General features: G+C 34.9%; 12 protein-coding genes. 7 read left to right on the top strand and 5 right to left on the bottom strand.

Features of this window, described 5'->3' with window-relative positions; genetic code table 11:
• Window positions 1-6: 6 nt before the first annotated feature.
• The gene (locus ACVWNY_RS00575) at window positions 7-2,355 is read right to left on the bottom strand and encodes an ABC transporter permease (RefSeq protein WP_454071524.1); all 2,349 of its coding nucleotides are present in this window, start codon (window positions 2,353-2,355) and stop codon (window positions 7-9) included.
• A 132-nt stretch (window positions 2,356-2,487) separates the two neighbouring features.
• The gene (locus tag ACVWNY_RS00570) at window positions 2,488-3,744 is read right to left on the bottom strand and encodes an MFS transporter (protein WP_454071523.1); all 1,257 of its coding nucleotides are present in this window, start codon (window positions 3,742-3,744) and stop codon (window positions 2,488-2,490) included.
• A 382-nt stretch (window positions 3,745-4,126) separates the two neighbouring features.
• On the opposite strand from ACVWNY_RS00570, the gene ACVWNY_RS00565 reads away from it, so the two are divergent.
• The 3 genes from ACVWNY_RS00565 (at window position 4,127) to ACVWNY_RS00555 (ending at window position 7,958) form a co-directional block, all read left to right on the top strand.
• Entirely contained in the window at window positions 4,127-4,645 is a 519-nt protein-coding gene (locus ACVWNY_RS00565; RefSeq protein WP_454071522.1) for a GNAT family N-acetyltransferase, read from the top strand.
• 313 nt (window positions 4,646-4,958) lie between these two features.
• Complete coding sequence (locus ACVWNY_RS00560) at window positions 4,959-6,344, top strand: APC family permease (RefSeq protein WP_218327076.1); 1,386 nt, start codon at window positions 4,959-4,961, stop codon at window positions 6,342-6,344.
• 3 nt (window positions 6,345-6,347) lie between these two features.
• Window positions 6,348-7,958: an amidohydrolase gene (locus ACVWNY_RS00555; protein ID WP_454071521.1), complete on the top strand. Its 1,611-nt coding sequence runs from the start codon at window positions 6,348-6,350 to the stop codon at window positions 7,956-7,958.
• A 178-nt stretch (window positions 7,959-8,136) separates the two neighbouring features.
• On the opposite strand, the gene ACVWNY_RS00550 is transcribed toward ACVWNY_RS00555, so the two are convergent.
• Both ACVWNY_RS00550 and ACVWNY_RS00545 read right to left on the bottom strand, forming a co-directional pair.
• The gene (locus ACVWNY_RS00550) at window positions 8,137-8,613 is read right to left on the bottom strand and encodes a VOC family protein (protein ID WP_454071844.1); all 477 of its coding nucleotides are present in this window, start codon (window positions 8,611-8,613) and stop codon (window positions 8,137-8,139) included.
• Window positions 8,614-8,634: 21 nt separating this feature from the next.
• A complete protein-coding gene (locus ACVWNY_RS00545; protein WP_454071520.1) occupies window positions 8,635-9,474 on the bottom strand; it encodes an aldo/keto reductase in 840 nt (279 codons plus the stop codon).
• A 127-nt stretch (window positions 9,475-9,601) separates the two neighbouring features.
• Here ACVWNY_RS00545 and ACVWNY_RS00540 point away from each other — a divergent pair, with 127 nt between their 5' ends.
• From ACVWNY_RS00540 to ACVWNY_RS00530, 3 genes are all read left to right on the top strand, one after another.
• Window positions 9,602-9,958, top strand: coding sequence for a winged helix-turn-helix transcriptional regulator (locus ACVWNY_RS00540; RefSeq protein WP_218327161.1), 357 nt, complete (start codon window positions 9,602-9,604; stop codon window positions 9,956-9,958).
• Window positions 9,959-10,095: 137 nt separating this feature from the next.
• Window positions 10,096-11,115: an LLM class flavin-dependent oxidoreductase gene (locus ACVWNY_RS00535; RefSeq protein ID WP_454071519.1), complete on the top strand. Its 1,020-nt coding sequence runs from the start codon at window positions 10,096-10,098 to the stop codon at window positions 11,113-11,115.
• Between the two features lie 161 nt (window positions 11,116-11,276).
• On the top strand, window positions 11,277-12,545 hold the full coding sequence (locus tag ACVWNY_RS00530) for a Rid family hydrolase (protein ID WP_454071518.1): 1,269 nt from the start codon (window positions 11,277-11,279) through the stop codon (window positions 12,543-12,545).
• Between the two features lie 70 nt (window positions 12,546-12,615).
• On the opposite strand, the gene ACVWNY_RS00525 is transcribed toward ACVWNY_RS00530, so the two are convergent.
• Window positions 12,616-13,374 carry a MerR family transcriptional regulator gene (locus tag ACVWNY_RS00525; RefSeq protein ID WP_454071517.1) on the bottom strand — a complete coding sequence of 253 codons (759 nt, stop codon included), beginning with the start codon at window positions 13,372-13,374 and terminating at the stop codon, window positions 12,616-12,618.
• Window positions 13,375-13,442: 68 nt separating this feature from the next.
• Here ACVWNY_RS00525 and ACVWNY_RS00520 point away from each other — a divergent pair, with 68 nt between their 5' ends.
• Window positions 13,443-15,362, top strand: coding sequence for a HelD family protein (locus tag ACVWNY_RS00520; protein WP_454071516.1), 1,920 nt, complete (start codon window positions 13,443-13,445; stop codon window positions 15,360-15,362).
• Window positions 15,363-15,398 lie beyond the last annotated feature (36 nt).

The raw sequence follows: 15,398 nt of genomic DNA, 5'->3' as shown, positions 1-15,398 counted from the left end.
TCCTCCTTATTCAGCGACTAAGATTAATTTTATTTTTTTTATGGATAGGCTAACTATATAGACACTTACACTCACCACCAGTGCTAAGGATAAAGGAATCACTAGATAATTGATTAGTGGATTGGTGATAAAAGTTAGATTCGACACACCAGAAAGCAGTAGGCTAGCAACTTTGGTTCCGATTAAATTAGTTGCAACTACTCCGATCACGACACCGATTACTAAGGTAAAGATGGCACGGGTAATATATTGGTATTGCAATGTTTTTGAGGAAATACCAATGCTCTTCATGATGGCAATACTTTTTGCTTCTTTCGCTAGAATCATTTTGAAAAACATGGTGGTAATTAAGATTGCAATGAATAATGCTAGTCCAAAAGCTACAAGACTGATACTAGATACTTGATTAATAATTCCACCTAAAGTTTGTTTAATATATTCATCCGTATCGGTTACTTTGATATGCTTAAATCTTTTTTCTAAATTTGCTTTGACTTGATTAATTTTTGAGGAATCTGCTAAATTAAAATTATACGTAGCCCACAAAACATCCTCACTTGCCAACATACCTTTAGCTGTTTTCCCTCCGTTGGTCACATCTTGATAGATTCCACTAACTGTAACCGCCTCTTCTTGGCCTTGTAGCATGATCGTAAGTTGATCGCCAACGGCTGCTCCTAATTCTTGTGAATTCATATTGGACAAAGCAATTTCTTTTTCATTTTGTGGTGCTTTTCCAGTTGTATAACTCAGTGGAAATGAATCGTAATCATCCGTATTTTCGATTTTAATCGTTACAAATTCATTATCAGCATTTTTTACTTGGTACGCACTGGTTTCATAGCGAACGACATTATTTATACCCAGTTCTTTACTGGCAGTATTTTTTTTTAAGTAGTTGGAGACTTGCTGAGACTCTTCTTGATATTTATCCAGTTGATGAATATCAATCCGTAAATCACTTTTTCCAGCCCCCATATAAGAAATAAAACTAGGATCTTCAATCGTTTGCAAAAAGTTTAGCGGCACACTCATTAAGAATAAGCTGATAGAAAAAACTAACATTAACAATAGATACACTCTTATTTGGGTCAATACTTCGCGAATACCTATAAAAATACTTTGGTTTCGAATCCAATGTTTCTTGCCACTTAAGCGCATGCGATGTGCAATTTTGCGATTTCCTGATACTTCTCCTACTTGCAAGGCTTGATAGGCGGATATTTTCTTAAAACGACGGAAAACAATTTTACAAAACAGATAAACAAATAAGAAAACAATCATCGAACCCAAAAGTGGCAGTAAGTAACTAAGAATTGTCTTAGGCACCGTTCCCATATAAGCCGACATCGACTGGGTAAATATTTGTGTGACAAATAGTGAGGCCAGATAACCACCTACACAAGCCGTGGCAGCAATCACAACGTATTTGGTTAAATACATTTTTCTGGTATTTTTATTGCTGATGCCAATAGCCTTCATAATACCAATTTCTCGATAGTCTTCTTCAATTGCTGTAAGAATGGTAAATCTTAAACATAGAGAAGCAATTAATAATAGCAACAGACTGATTAACGTAATGATCGCAATTACAATGCCATCAGTTAATGAATTTAATACTTGATACAAAGAACGTGTAAGCGCCGTTCCACTTTGGGGCAGATTAGATGCTGCATATTGTTTCTCAAATTCAGAAATTGTGCGGTCGTCTTTTAATGCAAATTCAATCAAATACTCTTGATTGCTGATTTTATTTTCTAGCTCTTGCCAATCATGATCACTTACTAAAAAACGTTTTGAAGTTACTAAGGAAGGATTCATCTGTGCGTCACGGATAAATGATGTGATGGTATACGTTTTTTTGAAATCACCGATCTGGACTTGTACTTTAGAACCTAATTTTAAATTGTATTGCTGTTGATGATAGACGGGAACGCCGATCTCACCATCCGCAATTTGTGCAACCTGATTACTTGTGTCTAATAAAAAATCAAAGGTATCATTTTGTTTTACAAAACTGTTTTCAATAATGCTGTTAACCTCAGATTCATCATTTTTTTGTAAGAATAAATTCTCCCCCGAAATATTTAACAAAGTTACTGTTTGTTGATTTTTTACTAGGTCATTTTTTTCACTAAATGTATCGATTTCTTTTTGTTGCAGATCACCAGCATACATTTGAACATAGCTAGGTACTTTTGCTTCTTTAAATAAGTGATTCAAAGAACCATTTAATTCTGTCACAATGATCAACGTACTGGATACCAACATTGCAGACAACAAGATAAACATGAAGAGAGTAAAAGTAATAACTTTATTCTTTTTAAAATCTTTCTTTATTAGTCGGCGTATCATACACATTTCCCCTTTTTTTATTGTTATACTGCAAAACTAAATCATTTCTTCCGTGCTGTTTCTGCAGCTAAAAAATGAACTAGTAAAGCCCCCAAAATTTTATTCATTTCAATCATAAAAATCCTACATTTATTAAATGTCCACTTCATTGCGGTAAAGCAGCTTGCTTATAACAGATAGTAATAGCGTCGCAATCAACGTAATGATAATCGGAACATAAACAGTTGTTTGAAAAATTTCAAAGCCGATGCCATATAAAATTTGACCGATAGGCGCAGCACATTGAGCAGTAGCCATAATAATAGACATCACTTTTCCTAAATTTTTGGTTGGCGTGATCTTCTGAACTTTACTGATCGCAAAAATCGAAATAATTGATAAGCAAGCTGAAAGCGGAACGCCACTAAGCAAAAAGATCAGAAATGACGGTAAAGTTCCGTACTGCAGCATAAACGGCGTGCAGGCAAAAATAATTGGAATAAGTAATAGTGAAATAAATAAAATCCAAAGATAAAAATTAGATACTTTTAATTTTTTTGATACAAGACCAACAATCAAGGCCCCTAAAATTGTCGCAAATTCAATGACCCCCACACCGATTCCATATAAACTGGTATTCAAATTCATTGTTATTCTCAAAATATAAGGAACACCCACAATAAATAATGGTGTAAGGGCAAAATTTAAGCCCACGCTTATGAACATCGTTTTGCGAATAAAACTGTGCTGTAGAGTATAGTGAAATCCTTCTTTCAAATCACTTATCAACACTTTAATAATATTTCCAGAATAATCTGACTTATTTTTCGGCACTAAAATACGTGTCTCTAACAATGCTGTCAAAAAGAATGCGGCTGTCGTGATAATAAGAATATTTTCCATGCCAATCATGGCATAAAGCAAACCACCTAAAACCGGTGCAACAATTCCTGATAATGATTGAACTCCTTGCAAAATTCCGTTGGCTGATTCTAATTTATCCCCTGAAGCAATACTAGGTATAATCGCTGTGATAACTGGTGTATCCATCGCGCCAACAAATCCAAAAAGAATCATTGCAATCGCAATAATTACTAGTGCTGATTGATTTAGTAGAAAAGCTGCAAGTAACAATAAACTAAACAAGCCATTCGCCAGATCAAGCGCAACCATAATTGATTTGCGATTGAATCTATCTGCTAGAGCCCCTCCAATGGGAGATAACAAGATTGGCAGGCTTGAGACTGCAAATAATGTCGCATAAATATCTGAGCGGCCAGTAATATCTAAAACATACAGCGATAAAGTAAAACGCAATAATGAAGTGCCAAAAACAGAAACAGCCTGTCCTGTTACAAGTTTAATAAAATTGAATGTTGTCTGATACTTCGAAGTTTCCATCGTTACCATAAATACCTCTCCTTTTGTAAATCTAAAAATGAATATTGATACATTTAACAATATGACTTTTATCCGCTATGTTTGAAGTCTGCTTTTTTAGATGAAATAGTAATATTACCTTACATTTAATGCAGATAAATATTTTTGAAAAAAATGATTCCATCTTTTTTGATTTAGAAACCAGTTAAAATAAAAATAGTTTTTTATTAGACCGTCAGTCTATAAATATATATTAATAGACTGACGGTCTACTGTCAATTAAAATTTTGGAAAAGCTTATTTTTTCGATTTTTTAGAAGGGAATTATCTTCATTTTTTAGCATATACCTTATTTTTAAGTTATCTGCTAAACTAAAACAGACCCTATTTAAAAAAATATCAGGAGCAAACTATGAATATCCATAAAATATCCAACAATAAAGAACTACTTGCCTTCCAAAACCTTTACTTAAAATCTTTCCCTGAAGAAGAACGTTTAGACTTCGAACTACTAAAGTCAAAGGCAGATGAAGGTAGAGGGAACTTTTTAGGGCTGTTTGATCAGCAAAACTTAGTGGGCATGATTTATTATTCTGAGTATCAAGGAACCATTTATATTTTCTATTTTGCAATTGATCAACAGCTCCAGTCTCACGGATATGGAAAAATCATGCTAGATTATATGTTTGAAACCTTTCAGCAGCACAAAATTATCTTACTTGTTGAAAAAATTGATTCAAAGGCTGAAAACAATGAACAGCGAATTAGAAGAAAAAAGTTCTATCTTAAAAATGGCTTTACCAGCAATCAGCAATTCTTACAAACTTTGGGACTTAATTTTGAGTTAATCCATCGCGAAGGAAATACCGCATATGTGGCTGACTATCAAAAAATTCGAGAATATTTTTACAGTGCTGCAAAAAATGATTAAAACATTAGCTAAATTTTATTAAATTTCCCTCAAAAAAATGACTCTCACATAGTCAATACTAAACGATTCATTTAGTAATTTTTTTCACAAAATTACCACTCTTGAATTAACCTTTTTGAATTGACTAAACTTCGTAAAATTATCTCAAAACATCTTATTGAATTGATCAATAAATCTGATATAATTCCTATTGTATAAATAAAAATACAAAATAAAATAGTTACAAAATTAAGAAGTAGGCCATTTTATGACCTACTTTAAATTTATATACATTTGTCAGAATTATTTGACATTAAAAAAGGGGGAAGTTTTATTGGAGAAGGAAAAGCATTTAGAAAGTCTCGCTACAACAGAGACTAAGTTCAATCGGGAATTAGGCATTTTTGGTGGTGTTAGTATCATCGGAGGAATCATGATTGGTTCCGGTATTTTTTATTTGGGTTCGTATGTTTTACAACGGACAGGTATGAGTTTAGGTCTAGCTTTGCTTGCTTGGATTGTCGGTGGGTTAGTTACTTTATTGGCTGGTTTGTGTTATGCAGAATTAGGCGTAAGTATGCCTCGTGCGGGAGGTTCAACCGTTTACTTAACAGAAGCTTTTCATCCAGCTGTTGGATTTTTGAGAGGTTTTACTGATTGGTTGATTGGTGGTCCAGGTTCTATTGCGGCGATGGCAATTGCATTACCGACAGCCATGAGAAGTTTTTGGACTATCTCTGATATGCAAATTAAACTGATTGCAACCGCTCTAATCATTATACTGACTGTTTATAATTTATTTGGAATTAAACAAGGCGCTTTCTTACAAAATATTTCAATGGTCGCTAAATTAATTCCAATTTTGGTTATTTTGTTTGCTGCCTTATTCTTAGGTAGAGAAAGTCCAGATTTATCACTAACTCCTGTCACAAATCCTGATGCTTCTTTTTCTAGCATTATCGGCATGATTGCTTTTGCAACAGTTGCCAGTCTATGGGCATACGAAGGTTGGACCAATCTGAATTCCATGACTGAAGAAATGAAAAATCCTAAGAAAAATTTGCCAAAATCATTAATTATCGGCATTGGTGGCATAACTGTTTTGTATACCTTATTTAATTTTGCTATTTATAAAGTGTTACCTTACGATGTGATTGTCAATAATATTGCTGATGGAAACCTATATTTAGGCACAGAAGCTGCCATTAGTGTTTTAGGAAACTGGGGCGGTATTATTGTATCTTTAGGGATGGTTTTAGCTATGTTTGGTGGCTTGAATGGCTTAACAATTGCCCAACCTCGAATGTATTATGCAATGGCTGTTGAAGGACATTTTTTCAAGTCCTTTGCGAAGTTACATCCAAAATATAAAGTACCTACTGCTGCTATGTTGGCACAAATGGTCCTATCGATAGTACTAGTTTTTTCACGTAATTTAGATCAATTAACCTCTTTGGTTGTATTTACAGCAATGCTATATAACTTATTAACAATTATTGCTGTATGGGTAATGAGAAAAAGATTCCCAGAGTTACAAAGACCTTATCGAGTCGCTGGTTATCCATGGACCGTCTTGATCACAGCTATTTTATTTATTGGATTATTAATCAACACTTTTACAGAAGATATCCAAAATGCTCTTTTAGGCATGATTGTTCAAGTAATTGGGATTTTAGTTTATTGGTATTTCGATCGACAACTTAAAAGAAAGAAGGCTTAAGCTATGCGTAAATTACTAGTCGGCGGCAAATTTTATATTAATAGAGATCAATTTGCTGAAGCAGTATACATTGAAAATGATAAAATTATGGCTGTGGGCACCACCAATCATTTAAAAACATTGCCTTATGATGAAATAATTGATTTAACTGGAAAGACAATTTTACCTGGTTTGAATGATTCACATTGTCACATTTCCAGCGTCGGTGCAGCTTACTTACAAGTTGACTTATCTGATTGTCATTCAATTGATGAAATCATAGCCTTGACTAAATCTTTTATCGCTGATAATCCTGAGCTCACTAAGCACGGTGTAAGAACTATGGGTTGGAATCAAGATTTATTCACTTCAGGTGAGAAAAGATTACTAAATCTTCAGGACGTTAATCAAATCTCAACTGAAATCCCTGTTATTCTAGAGCGTGTTTGTGGTCATATTTGTGCTGTTAATTCTAAAGCATTAGCTCTGAAAAACATTACAAAAGATACACCGGCACCTCGTGGTGGAACGATCGAATTAGATGAGAATGGCCAACCAAATGGTATTTTAACTGAAAATGCTGTTCAGTGGATTGAAGAAGTCATTCCAAATTATACCCCTGAAGAAAAAGTGAGCTTCATGGCTCAAGCATTAAATTATGCTGCCAGTGTTGGTCTCACCAGCGTCCAATCAAACGATGTCGCTGCTCCAAACACTTACGGAGACTTTCAATCAATCCGTGCTATTTATGAACAACAATTAACTAAAGTACGTTATCGCCATCAAATTTGTGCCTATTCTCCAGAAGAAATGGATTTCATCCTAAATAAAGAAGCATTAGAGCCAATTTATCAGGGAGGATTTTTAGCATTAGGTCCAATTAAAATGTTTAAGGATGGTAGTCTTGGAGCTAAAACCGCTATGATGCGTGACGGTTACATTGACGAACCGGATAATCATGGCGTTTGTGCTTTAGAATATGATTTACAAGTTGATTTGGTTAAGGCAGCTAGTCAACGCGGATTGCAGGTGGTTACACATGTTATTGGTGATGGAGCCATTGCTGAAACTATCTCAGCTTATCAAACCGGATTTATCAATGGAAAAAATAAATTGCGCCATGCTTTGATTCATTGTCAAATTACTGATCGAGCATTGTTAAATGAAATCGCCCAGCAAGATATTGCTGTCTTTTTCCAACCCATATTTTTGGATTATGACATGCAAATTCTTGAAGATCGTGTTGGGCAAGAGCTGGCCAGTACTTCCTATGCTTTTAAAACCTTGGAAAATCTTGGTGTCCATATTGGTTATGGCACAGATGCTCCTGTTGAAGATTTAAATCCGTTTCCTAATATTTATGCCGCAGTCGCCCGCAAAAATAAAAATAATGAACCCGTTGACGGATTTTATCCAAAAGAATGTGTTGATCTTTATACTGCCATTGATGCATATACTATTGGCTCCAGCTATCTGGAATTTAAAGAGGATGAAAAAGGACGAATTGCAGAGAACTATTTAGCAGATTTTACGGTTTTAGATGAAGATATATTCAATATTCCGCTGGAAAAAATAAAAGATATTCAACCAAGAATGACTATTATTGGTGGAGACATTGTTTTTGAGCGTGAGTAATTTCTAAGCTTTACAACGATAAAAACATCATTAAGAGGGAACGGAAACTTTTTTAAAAGAGTTTCCGTTCCCTCTTATAATACTTATTTACTCACTTCCAAAATCTCATTTTACTGATAGTTAAAAACATACAACCATAAAAAAATTGTTTCTTGAATAGAAGTCCGGTTTGTATCTTTTATTTTGCTCTTGTAAAGGGCCCTTTTGGTGCAATTAATTCCAAATTTGTACCATCTGGGTCAGTAAAATAAGCAACTCCTGTTCCAAAACCAGCTTTCAACCCATCATGTGCTTCAAAATAAATCGGCTCACCTTCTGGCTCAATACCAATTTCTTTTAAGCGAGCCATTGCAGCTGGTAAATCCTCTACTTCAAAACACATATGCATAGCGCTAATTTGATCATTTGAATAGTTGGCGCGACTAGATTGAGGTGTGACATATTCTAAAAGATCGATGTTCACATTTCCTAATTGCAAATTCGCATACTTAATTAACGTATCTTTTAGTCCTTGTGACTGAGCCATCCGCTCGCCGCCAATTTGATCTTGATTGGCAATTTTTTTCCCCGTTAAAGCTTCATAAAATATAATTGATTGTTCTAAATTACTGACGGTGATCCCGATGTGATTCACCAGTGAAAAACCTTGATTCATCATTTTATTCTCTCCTTTTTATTAAAAATCAAATGTCATTGGATCAGGACCACTACGTAATCCTTCATCTAACTGATTTAGCTTTTCGATATCTTCAAGTTCTATATTAAAATCAAAGATTGCTGCATTATTTTTCATACGCTCTTGGTGAATTGATTTCACTACAAGTAAAATTTCCTGTTGTACATCCCAACGCAAGATAATCTGTGCTGGTGATTGACCATATTTTTGAGCCAATTCAACGATTAGCGGATGATCAAGTAACTGACCTTGCATCAATGGTGACCACGCTTGAATTTTAATCTTGTTTTCTGCAGCAAAATCACGTAGTTCTGTCTGTGCCAATTTAGGATGCAATTCAATTTGATTAATCACCGGCACAACTTTTGCGAAAGATAACAAATTCTTTAAATGGGAAATTTCAAAGTTACTCACACCAATGGCCTTAATTTCCCCTTCAGCATATAAATCTTCCAACGCTAACCAAGATTCTTTATATGCATCCTTTCCTGGCCAATGTATCAGAAATAAATCTAAATAATCTAACTGTAATTTTTCCAAAGACTCTACAAAAGATTGCTTCGTTTCTTCATAAGTTAAACGCGCATTCCAGACTTTCGAAGTTACAAATAAGTCTTCGCGTTTTAAACCAGTGGCCGCTAGTCCAGCTTTAATTCCTGCTCCTGTGCCTTTTTCATTGCCATAAATTTGTGCGGTATCAATCAGACGATAGCCATTTACTATTCCGTTTTTTACTACTTCCGCCGTTTCTTGATCAGAAATTTGAAAAACACCTAAACCCAATCCTGGAATTTTAATACCATTATTTAATTCAACTGTATCTGATAATTTTTGAATCATGTCATTTCCTCCTTGCTGAATACAGGAATTAATATATAATGAGAGTATATTTTTGTATAGTACGCACTTTAAAGTGATATACGCACTAAAAAGTTCCTATTGTGAAATGAAAGGATTTAAATAGATGATGACCAGCGAAAAAATTTACAATATAGGTGTAGAAGCCACTATGGAAGCCATTGGTGGAAAATGGAAACCTATTATTTTGTGTAACTTGCGCCACGGTGCTTTGCGAACGAGTGAATTAAAAAAGAAAATTCCCGGCATTAGCCAAAAAATGCTGACCCAACAATTAAGAGAATTAGAAGAAGTTGAGATCATAAACCGTAAAGTCTATAACCAAGTGCCTCCAAAAGTAGAATATTCATTAAGTGAATACGGCGAAACTTTGGGCACTGTATTAGACAATTTGTGTAATTGGGGAGAAATGCACATCAATACTTTACAAAATCAAGGTAAAGCTGTTCGCTTAATTTGTGACTAGTTAAACCTGTCTAAATTGGCAGGTTTTTTTAGTTTATATTATCTGCGAGAACAATCATTCGCCAATAATTTCAATCCATAGTAAGATAACAATTGTTATACATAATAAAAATTTCGAATAAAAAGGAGGAAATACATATGAAAAAAATTGGATTTTTGAGTTTTGGCCATTGGATGGATCGTGGTTCGTTGGTTAAAACGGCTAGCGAAGCTTATCTACAATCGATTGATTTAGCAGTTGAAGCTGAAAAAATTGGTGTGGATGGTGCTTGGTTCCGGGTGCATCATTTTGCACCGCAAATTGGGTCACCTTTTCCATTACTTTCTGCAATTGGCGCTAAAACCAGTACAATTGAAATTGGTACTGGCTTGATTGATATGCGTTATGAAAATCCTTATTACATGGCAGAAAATGCTGGTTTGACGGATATTATTACAGAAGGTAGAGTACAATTGGGTGTCGGTCGTGGGTCACCTGAGCAAGTTTTAGATGGCTGGAATTATTTTGGTTATGATTACAGTGAAGAGGAAATTAAAGATATTGCACGTCAACGTACTTTAGACTTTTTGAAAATTATTGAGGGTAAACCCTTTGCTGAACCAAATCCGATGCCGATGTTTCCCCAAGATCCGGGAAAATTACGAATTGAACCTTATTCAGAAGGATTAGACAAACGCATTTGGTGGGGTGCTGGTTCACAAGAAACCGCCATTTGGGCAGCGCAGCATGGAATGAATTTGCAATCTTCTACTTTAGTCAATCATGAATCTAATGAACCTTTCCACATTCAACAAGCCAAACAATTACGGGCTTATAAAGAGGCCTGGAAAAAAGCGGGACATGATTTTGAACCACGTACTCTGGTGACTCGTTCAATCCAACCGATTACGACTGATTTAGATCTCAAATTATTTGGCCGTGACAGTGAACAAGAAGATCAAGTTGGCTTCTTAGCTTATCATCAAAATCCATCCATTTTCGGACGCACATTTTCTGGTGAGCCGGAAAAAATTGTAAAAGATTTGGCTGAAGATGAAGCAATTAAAGAAGCTGATACTGTATTAGTAACTATTCCTAATACATTAGGCGTCGAATATAATCTTCATTTATTAAATACTATTGTAAAAGACATCGCCCCTGATTTAGGTTGGCGCTAAACAATGATAAATCTCACTCAATTTTGGGTGAGATTTTTAATTTTACATTTATTTTTAGTTTAAATAAAAATAATTTTATGAAAGCGTTGACATTAACGGCTATATACCTTAAACTTTTTTTAAATACCAAAAAATATTTTAGCTAGAGAAAGGAATTATTTATGACCAAAGACAACGTAGTATTAGCAAGAAACACTCAAGAGGCACCAATCGACAAATTTGCTTCACAGTCAGTAGCTTTTTCTCATTACAACAATCTTTCCGCTCAATTACCGATTGATCCTCAATCTGGCAAATTAGTAGCTGGTGGTGTCACGGAACAAGCTGAACAAGCATTTAAAAATGTTGCTGCCATTGTTCAAAGTATCGATCATGTGATGAGCGATGTCGTTCGTTTAACTATTTTTGTTAAAGATTTAAGAGATTTAGATGCAGTTGATGCAGTCTATAAAAAATATTTCGCTAATTACTTACCTACTCGAACTGTTGTAGCAGTTGACGCATTACCGTTAGATGCCTTAGTTCAAGTAGAGGCGCTACTTTCAAATGGCGAAGGCACTATTCCAAACGCACCACAAGCAGGTGATTTAATTAAATTAACGAATCACACTGAAAATGCCCCAGCTGATGTATTGTCTAGTCAAATTGTTGCTTTTTCTCATTACACAAATCTCTCTGCACAATTACCAATTGATCCAGAAACAGGTCGGATAGTAGCTGGTGATATCAAAGTTCAGACAGCTCAAAGTTTGAAAAATATTAAATCAATTTTAACTAGCGTAGATGTTCCGGTAGACGATATTGTTAAAATTACAATTTTCGTAAAAGACTTAAGCCAAATGCCAGCAGTTGATGAAGTGTATAAAACTTTCTTCCCAGATTCTGCTATTGCTAGAACGGTTGCTTATGTACCAGCACGGACAGTTGCTGTAGTCAGTGATCTACGGATGGGTGCAGATGTTCAAATTGAAGCGGTGGTTTCTTACGGTGATGGCACACCGCCACAAGCAATTGAAGATCGCCATGGTTTAATTTTAGAAGCCAACAATACAAATGACGCTTGGAAATGTCCATTGGCTACGCAATCAGTTGCTTTTTCTCATTACAATAATATTGCTGCTCAATTGCCAATTGCACCAAATACAGACGATGTTGTCTCTGGCGGTATCAAAGCACAAACTGAACAGTGTCTGAAAAATATTAAAGCTGTCATCGAAAGCGTCGACCACGTGATAGCTGATACTGTGAAAATCAATATTTTCGTAAAAAATCTTGCAGATATGGATGCTGTTAATGAAGTGTATCAAAACTTCTTCCCAGAAGGCACACCTGCTCGCCGAGTAGTCGGTGTTAGTGAATTACCAAAAGGTGCTTTGATTCAGATGGATGCAATTGTTGGAAATGCTGAAGGCACACCGCCATTGGTTTAGATAATCAAATAAAAAGTTTTCTACAAAAAGTCAGCCAAATCGGCTGACTTTTTATTATTGTATTAATTGATTAGTTATCATCAATAAACTTTTCCAACACCCTCATCTTCTCTGCTATCAAAATAGCATTGTTTTCTGCATTTTCCAATGAAATTAATAGCGTATCACAAACTGAATGAAGATAGTCATTTTCACTTAACTGATTTAAAGTCAGTTGAATTTCTTGTTGGGTTAACATGTGTTTCTGCTCTAACGCTTGCATAAATCGTAGAATGGCACTTAAAGAGTAATTTGCGTTACGTAGTGTTCGGATGATTTTCAGCAACGCGATGGTTTGTTCATCGTAACTACGATAATGATTTTTCTGACGGGGCACAGTGATTAAACCATTCAATTCCCAATTTCTCAGTGTATCAATAGTAATGTCTAAATAATCGGCCGCTTGTTTACGCGTAAAGGTTTGCTTTTTATTATTTTTCAATTTTTGCAAATCAACTGAGGTGAGTCGAATGGCTTCTTCTGCTTTAGATTGCTCTGTTTCAATGAGCTGAAAATATTCTGTCAATAATTTTCTAGCTTGCTGAAAATCATAGCTAGCCAAGCTGTGAATCACTTCGGTAATTTTCTTTCGCAAATTGCCGTGAATAATTTCTACTGAAAAACCAATTCGCGCAATTTGAATAAGTTGAATGTGATACTCCGTATAAATCCGATAACCATTTTTTTGTCGCAACGGTGCTGGAATGAGTTGCCACTCTTCATATTTCCGTATTGTATTAGGATGAAGTTTGACTGCTCTTGCGACTTCACTTGTTGAATATTTTTTCAAATCAATTAACCCTCCACTAAACCACCAGAGTTCTCTTGTCATGATAGCATGAAAAAGGAGGGATGCGTATGACTTTATTAACTGAGAAAAAATATTTAAATAAAGTAATTCAAACGGTGCAAGAGAAAATAATGCAGCTAGAATTGTCTTTAGATCAAAGTGAACAAGAATATCGGGCGGTAAAAAAATACACGGTTGATTACAGCCACGAACTGGATAAATATGAGGTTTATAATCATCATCAAAACCTAAAATTCATTGATTCGCGTAATATTTTAGAAAGCCAACAAATCGGCAAATTAACTTACCAAGAAAATAGTCCCTACTTTGCCAAAGTGGTTTTTCAATTTGACGATGATCCAGTCCCTGAGGATTTTTATATTGGTCGTTATGGTTTATCCGATGAACTGGGAAATCAATATGTTTATGATTGGCGGGCGCCTATTGCAACTTTGTATTATGACTTTGGTTTGGGCAAAAGTGGTTATCAAGTTGGGAAGCATTATTTTAGCGGTGAAAATTTAAAAAAATTACAATTTGATATTCAGTCTGGTGGGTTAGTGAATCTATTTAATGTTGCAGAAGGAATTAGTGATGTGTTTTTGACTGAAACATTAAGCAAAACCAGTAGTCAGCAAATGAAAAATATCATTCAAACGATTCAAAAAGAACAAAATACTATTATTCGTCAACCAAAAGATGTTGATATTATCATGCAAGGTGTGGCTGGCTCAGGAAAAACTTCGATTGCTCTGCATCGCTTGGCTTATTTACTCTACCAAGAGCGAGAAACCTTACAAGCTGAAAATATCCTGATTTTATCTCCAAATAAAGTTTTTTCTAACTATATCGCTAATGTCTTACCTGAACTTGGAGAAAATGATTTGCGGCAATTAACTTTTGAAGAATTGGCGCAAAATATCCTACAATTACCAGTCCAACTAAGTTATCAGCAAGAATTGGCGACTGTTCTAGCGGAACCTGATTCAGCTTTTTCACAAGCATATTATTACAAACAATCGACTGACTTTGAAAAAGATTTAACTGCTTTTTTAAATGCCGAAAAAGCCAAACTTTGGCAGACAGATTTAAAAGTTGGAACTAACGCTATTTCAGCCGAAGAACTAGAGACTCTTTTTGCTGAATCCCTACCTTTAATGTCACTAATTTCAAAAATAAGTCGTTCCTTTACACAAGGTCAAAAAAAGCTACAAACCAATCTGGAAAAAAGCTTAACAAAACGTTTAGCTTATCAAAATGAAGTAGCCACCTATTTGAAATTCACTCAAAAAACTGCGGAACAATTAAATGCTAGTGATTTATATCCAATTCTCTACATCAAAGATTTTTTTGAAGGCTTAACCGTCGATACCTCGGTAGACTATTTAGTCGTTGATGAGATGCAAGACTACAATCTTTTACAATTTAAGGTTCTACAAAAACTTTTTTTAGCTAAAAAAATCTATTGCGGCGATATTTATCAGACTCTTATTCCAAAAGACGCTGGCTTTTTAACTGATTTATCGCAGTTGTTAACCCAACCAAAAACCTTTTTCTTGAAGAAAAGCTATCGTTCTTCCTTTGAAATTATCCAGTTCGCGCAACAATTCGTTCCAAAAGATACTTTGGAAGCTATTCATCGTCACGGAGAATCAGTAATCATTGAAAACAGAACCGATTCTTTTAACCAGCAAATAAAATCCCAATTAAATAGATTTCTTAAAGGTAAGCTACAAACTTGCGGAATCATTTGCCAGAGTACAGCCGACATAGAGCATTTACAATCTGTTTTAGTCGATTACAAAGTTCAGACAATTTCTGCTGAATCTACCGCCGTTACACAACCAATCGCCATAACTTCGCTACAATTTGCTAAAGGTTTAGAATTTGATTCGGTGATTTTACTTGTTTCTGATAAACAACAACAACCTGCTTTTATGTATATCGGGGCCACGAGAGCTTTGCATGAATTAATCATTTATAAATAACTCTTGCATCATTTAATTTACAATACAAAAAGACAA

It is taken from the genome of Enterococcus sp. JNUCC 77, from assembly GCF_054819945.1.
This window is presented reverse-complemented; position numbering and strand designations above follow the sequence as displayed.

Excerpts from the sequence above, each read along its gene's own strand:
- ACVWNY_RS00575 (WP_454071524.1), bottom strand. The coding sequence starts at position 2,355 with ATGATACGCCGACTAATAAAGAAAGATTTTAAAAAGAATAAAGTTATT.
- ACVWNY_RS00570 (WP_454071523.1), bottom strand. The coding sequence starts at position 3,744 with ATGGTAACGATGGAAACTTCGAAGTATCAGACAACATTCAATTTTATT.
- ACVWNY_RS00565 (WP_454071522.1), top strand. The coding sequence starts at position 4,127 with ATGAATATCCATAAAATATCCAACAATAAAGAACTACTTGCCTTCCAA.
- ACVWNY_RS00555 (WP_454071521.1), top strand. The coding sequence starts at position 6,348 with ATGCGTAAATTACTAGTCGGCGGCAAATTTTATATTAATAGAGATCAA.
- ACVWNY_RS00550 (WP_454071844.1), bottom strand. The coding sequence starts at position 8,613 with ATGAATCAAGGTTTTTCACTGGTGAATCACATCGGGATCACCGTCAGT.
- ACVWNY_RS00545 (WP_454071520.1), bottom strand. The coding sequence starts at position 9,474 with ATGATTCAAAAATTATCAGATACAGTTGAATTAAATAATGGTATTAAA.
- ACVWNY_RS00540 (WP_218327161.1), top strand. The coding sequence starts at position 9,602 with ATGACCAGCGAAAAAATTTACAATATAGGTGTAGAAGCCACTATGGAA.
- ACVWNY_RS00535 (WP_454071519.1), top strand. The coding sequence starts at position 10,096 with ATGAAAAAAATTGGATTTTTGAGTTTTGGCCATTGGATGGATCGTGGT.
- ACVWNY_RS00530 (WP_454071518.1), top strand. The coding sequence starts at position 11,277 with ATGACCAAAGACAACGTAGTATTAGCAAGAAACACTCAAGAGGCACCA.
- ACVWNY_RS00520 (WP_454071516.1), top strand. The coding sequence starts at position 13,443 with ATGACTTTATTAACTGAGAAAAAATATTTAAATAAAGTAATTCAAACG.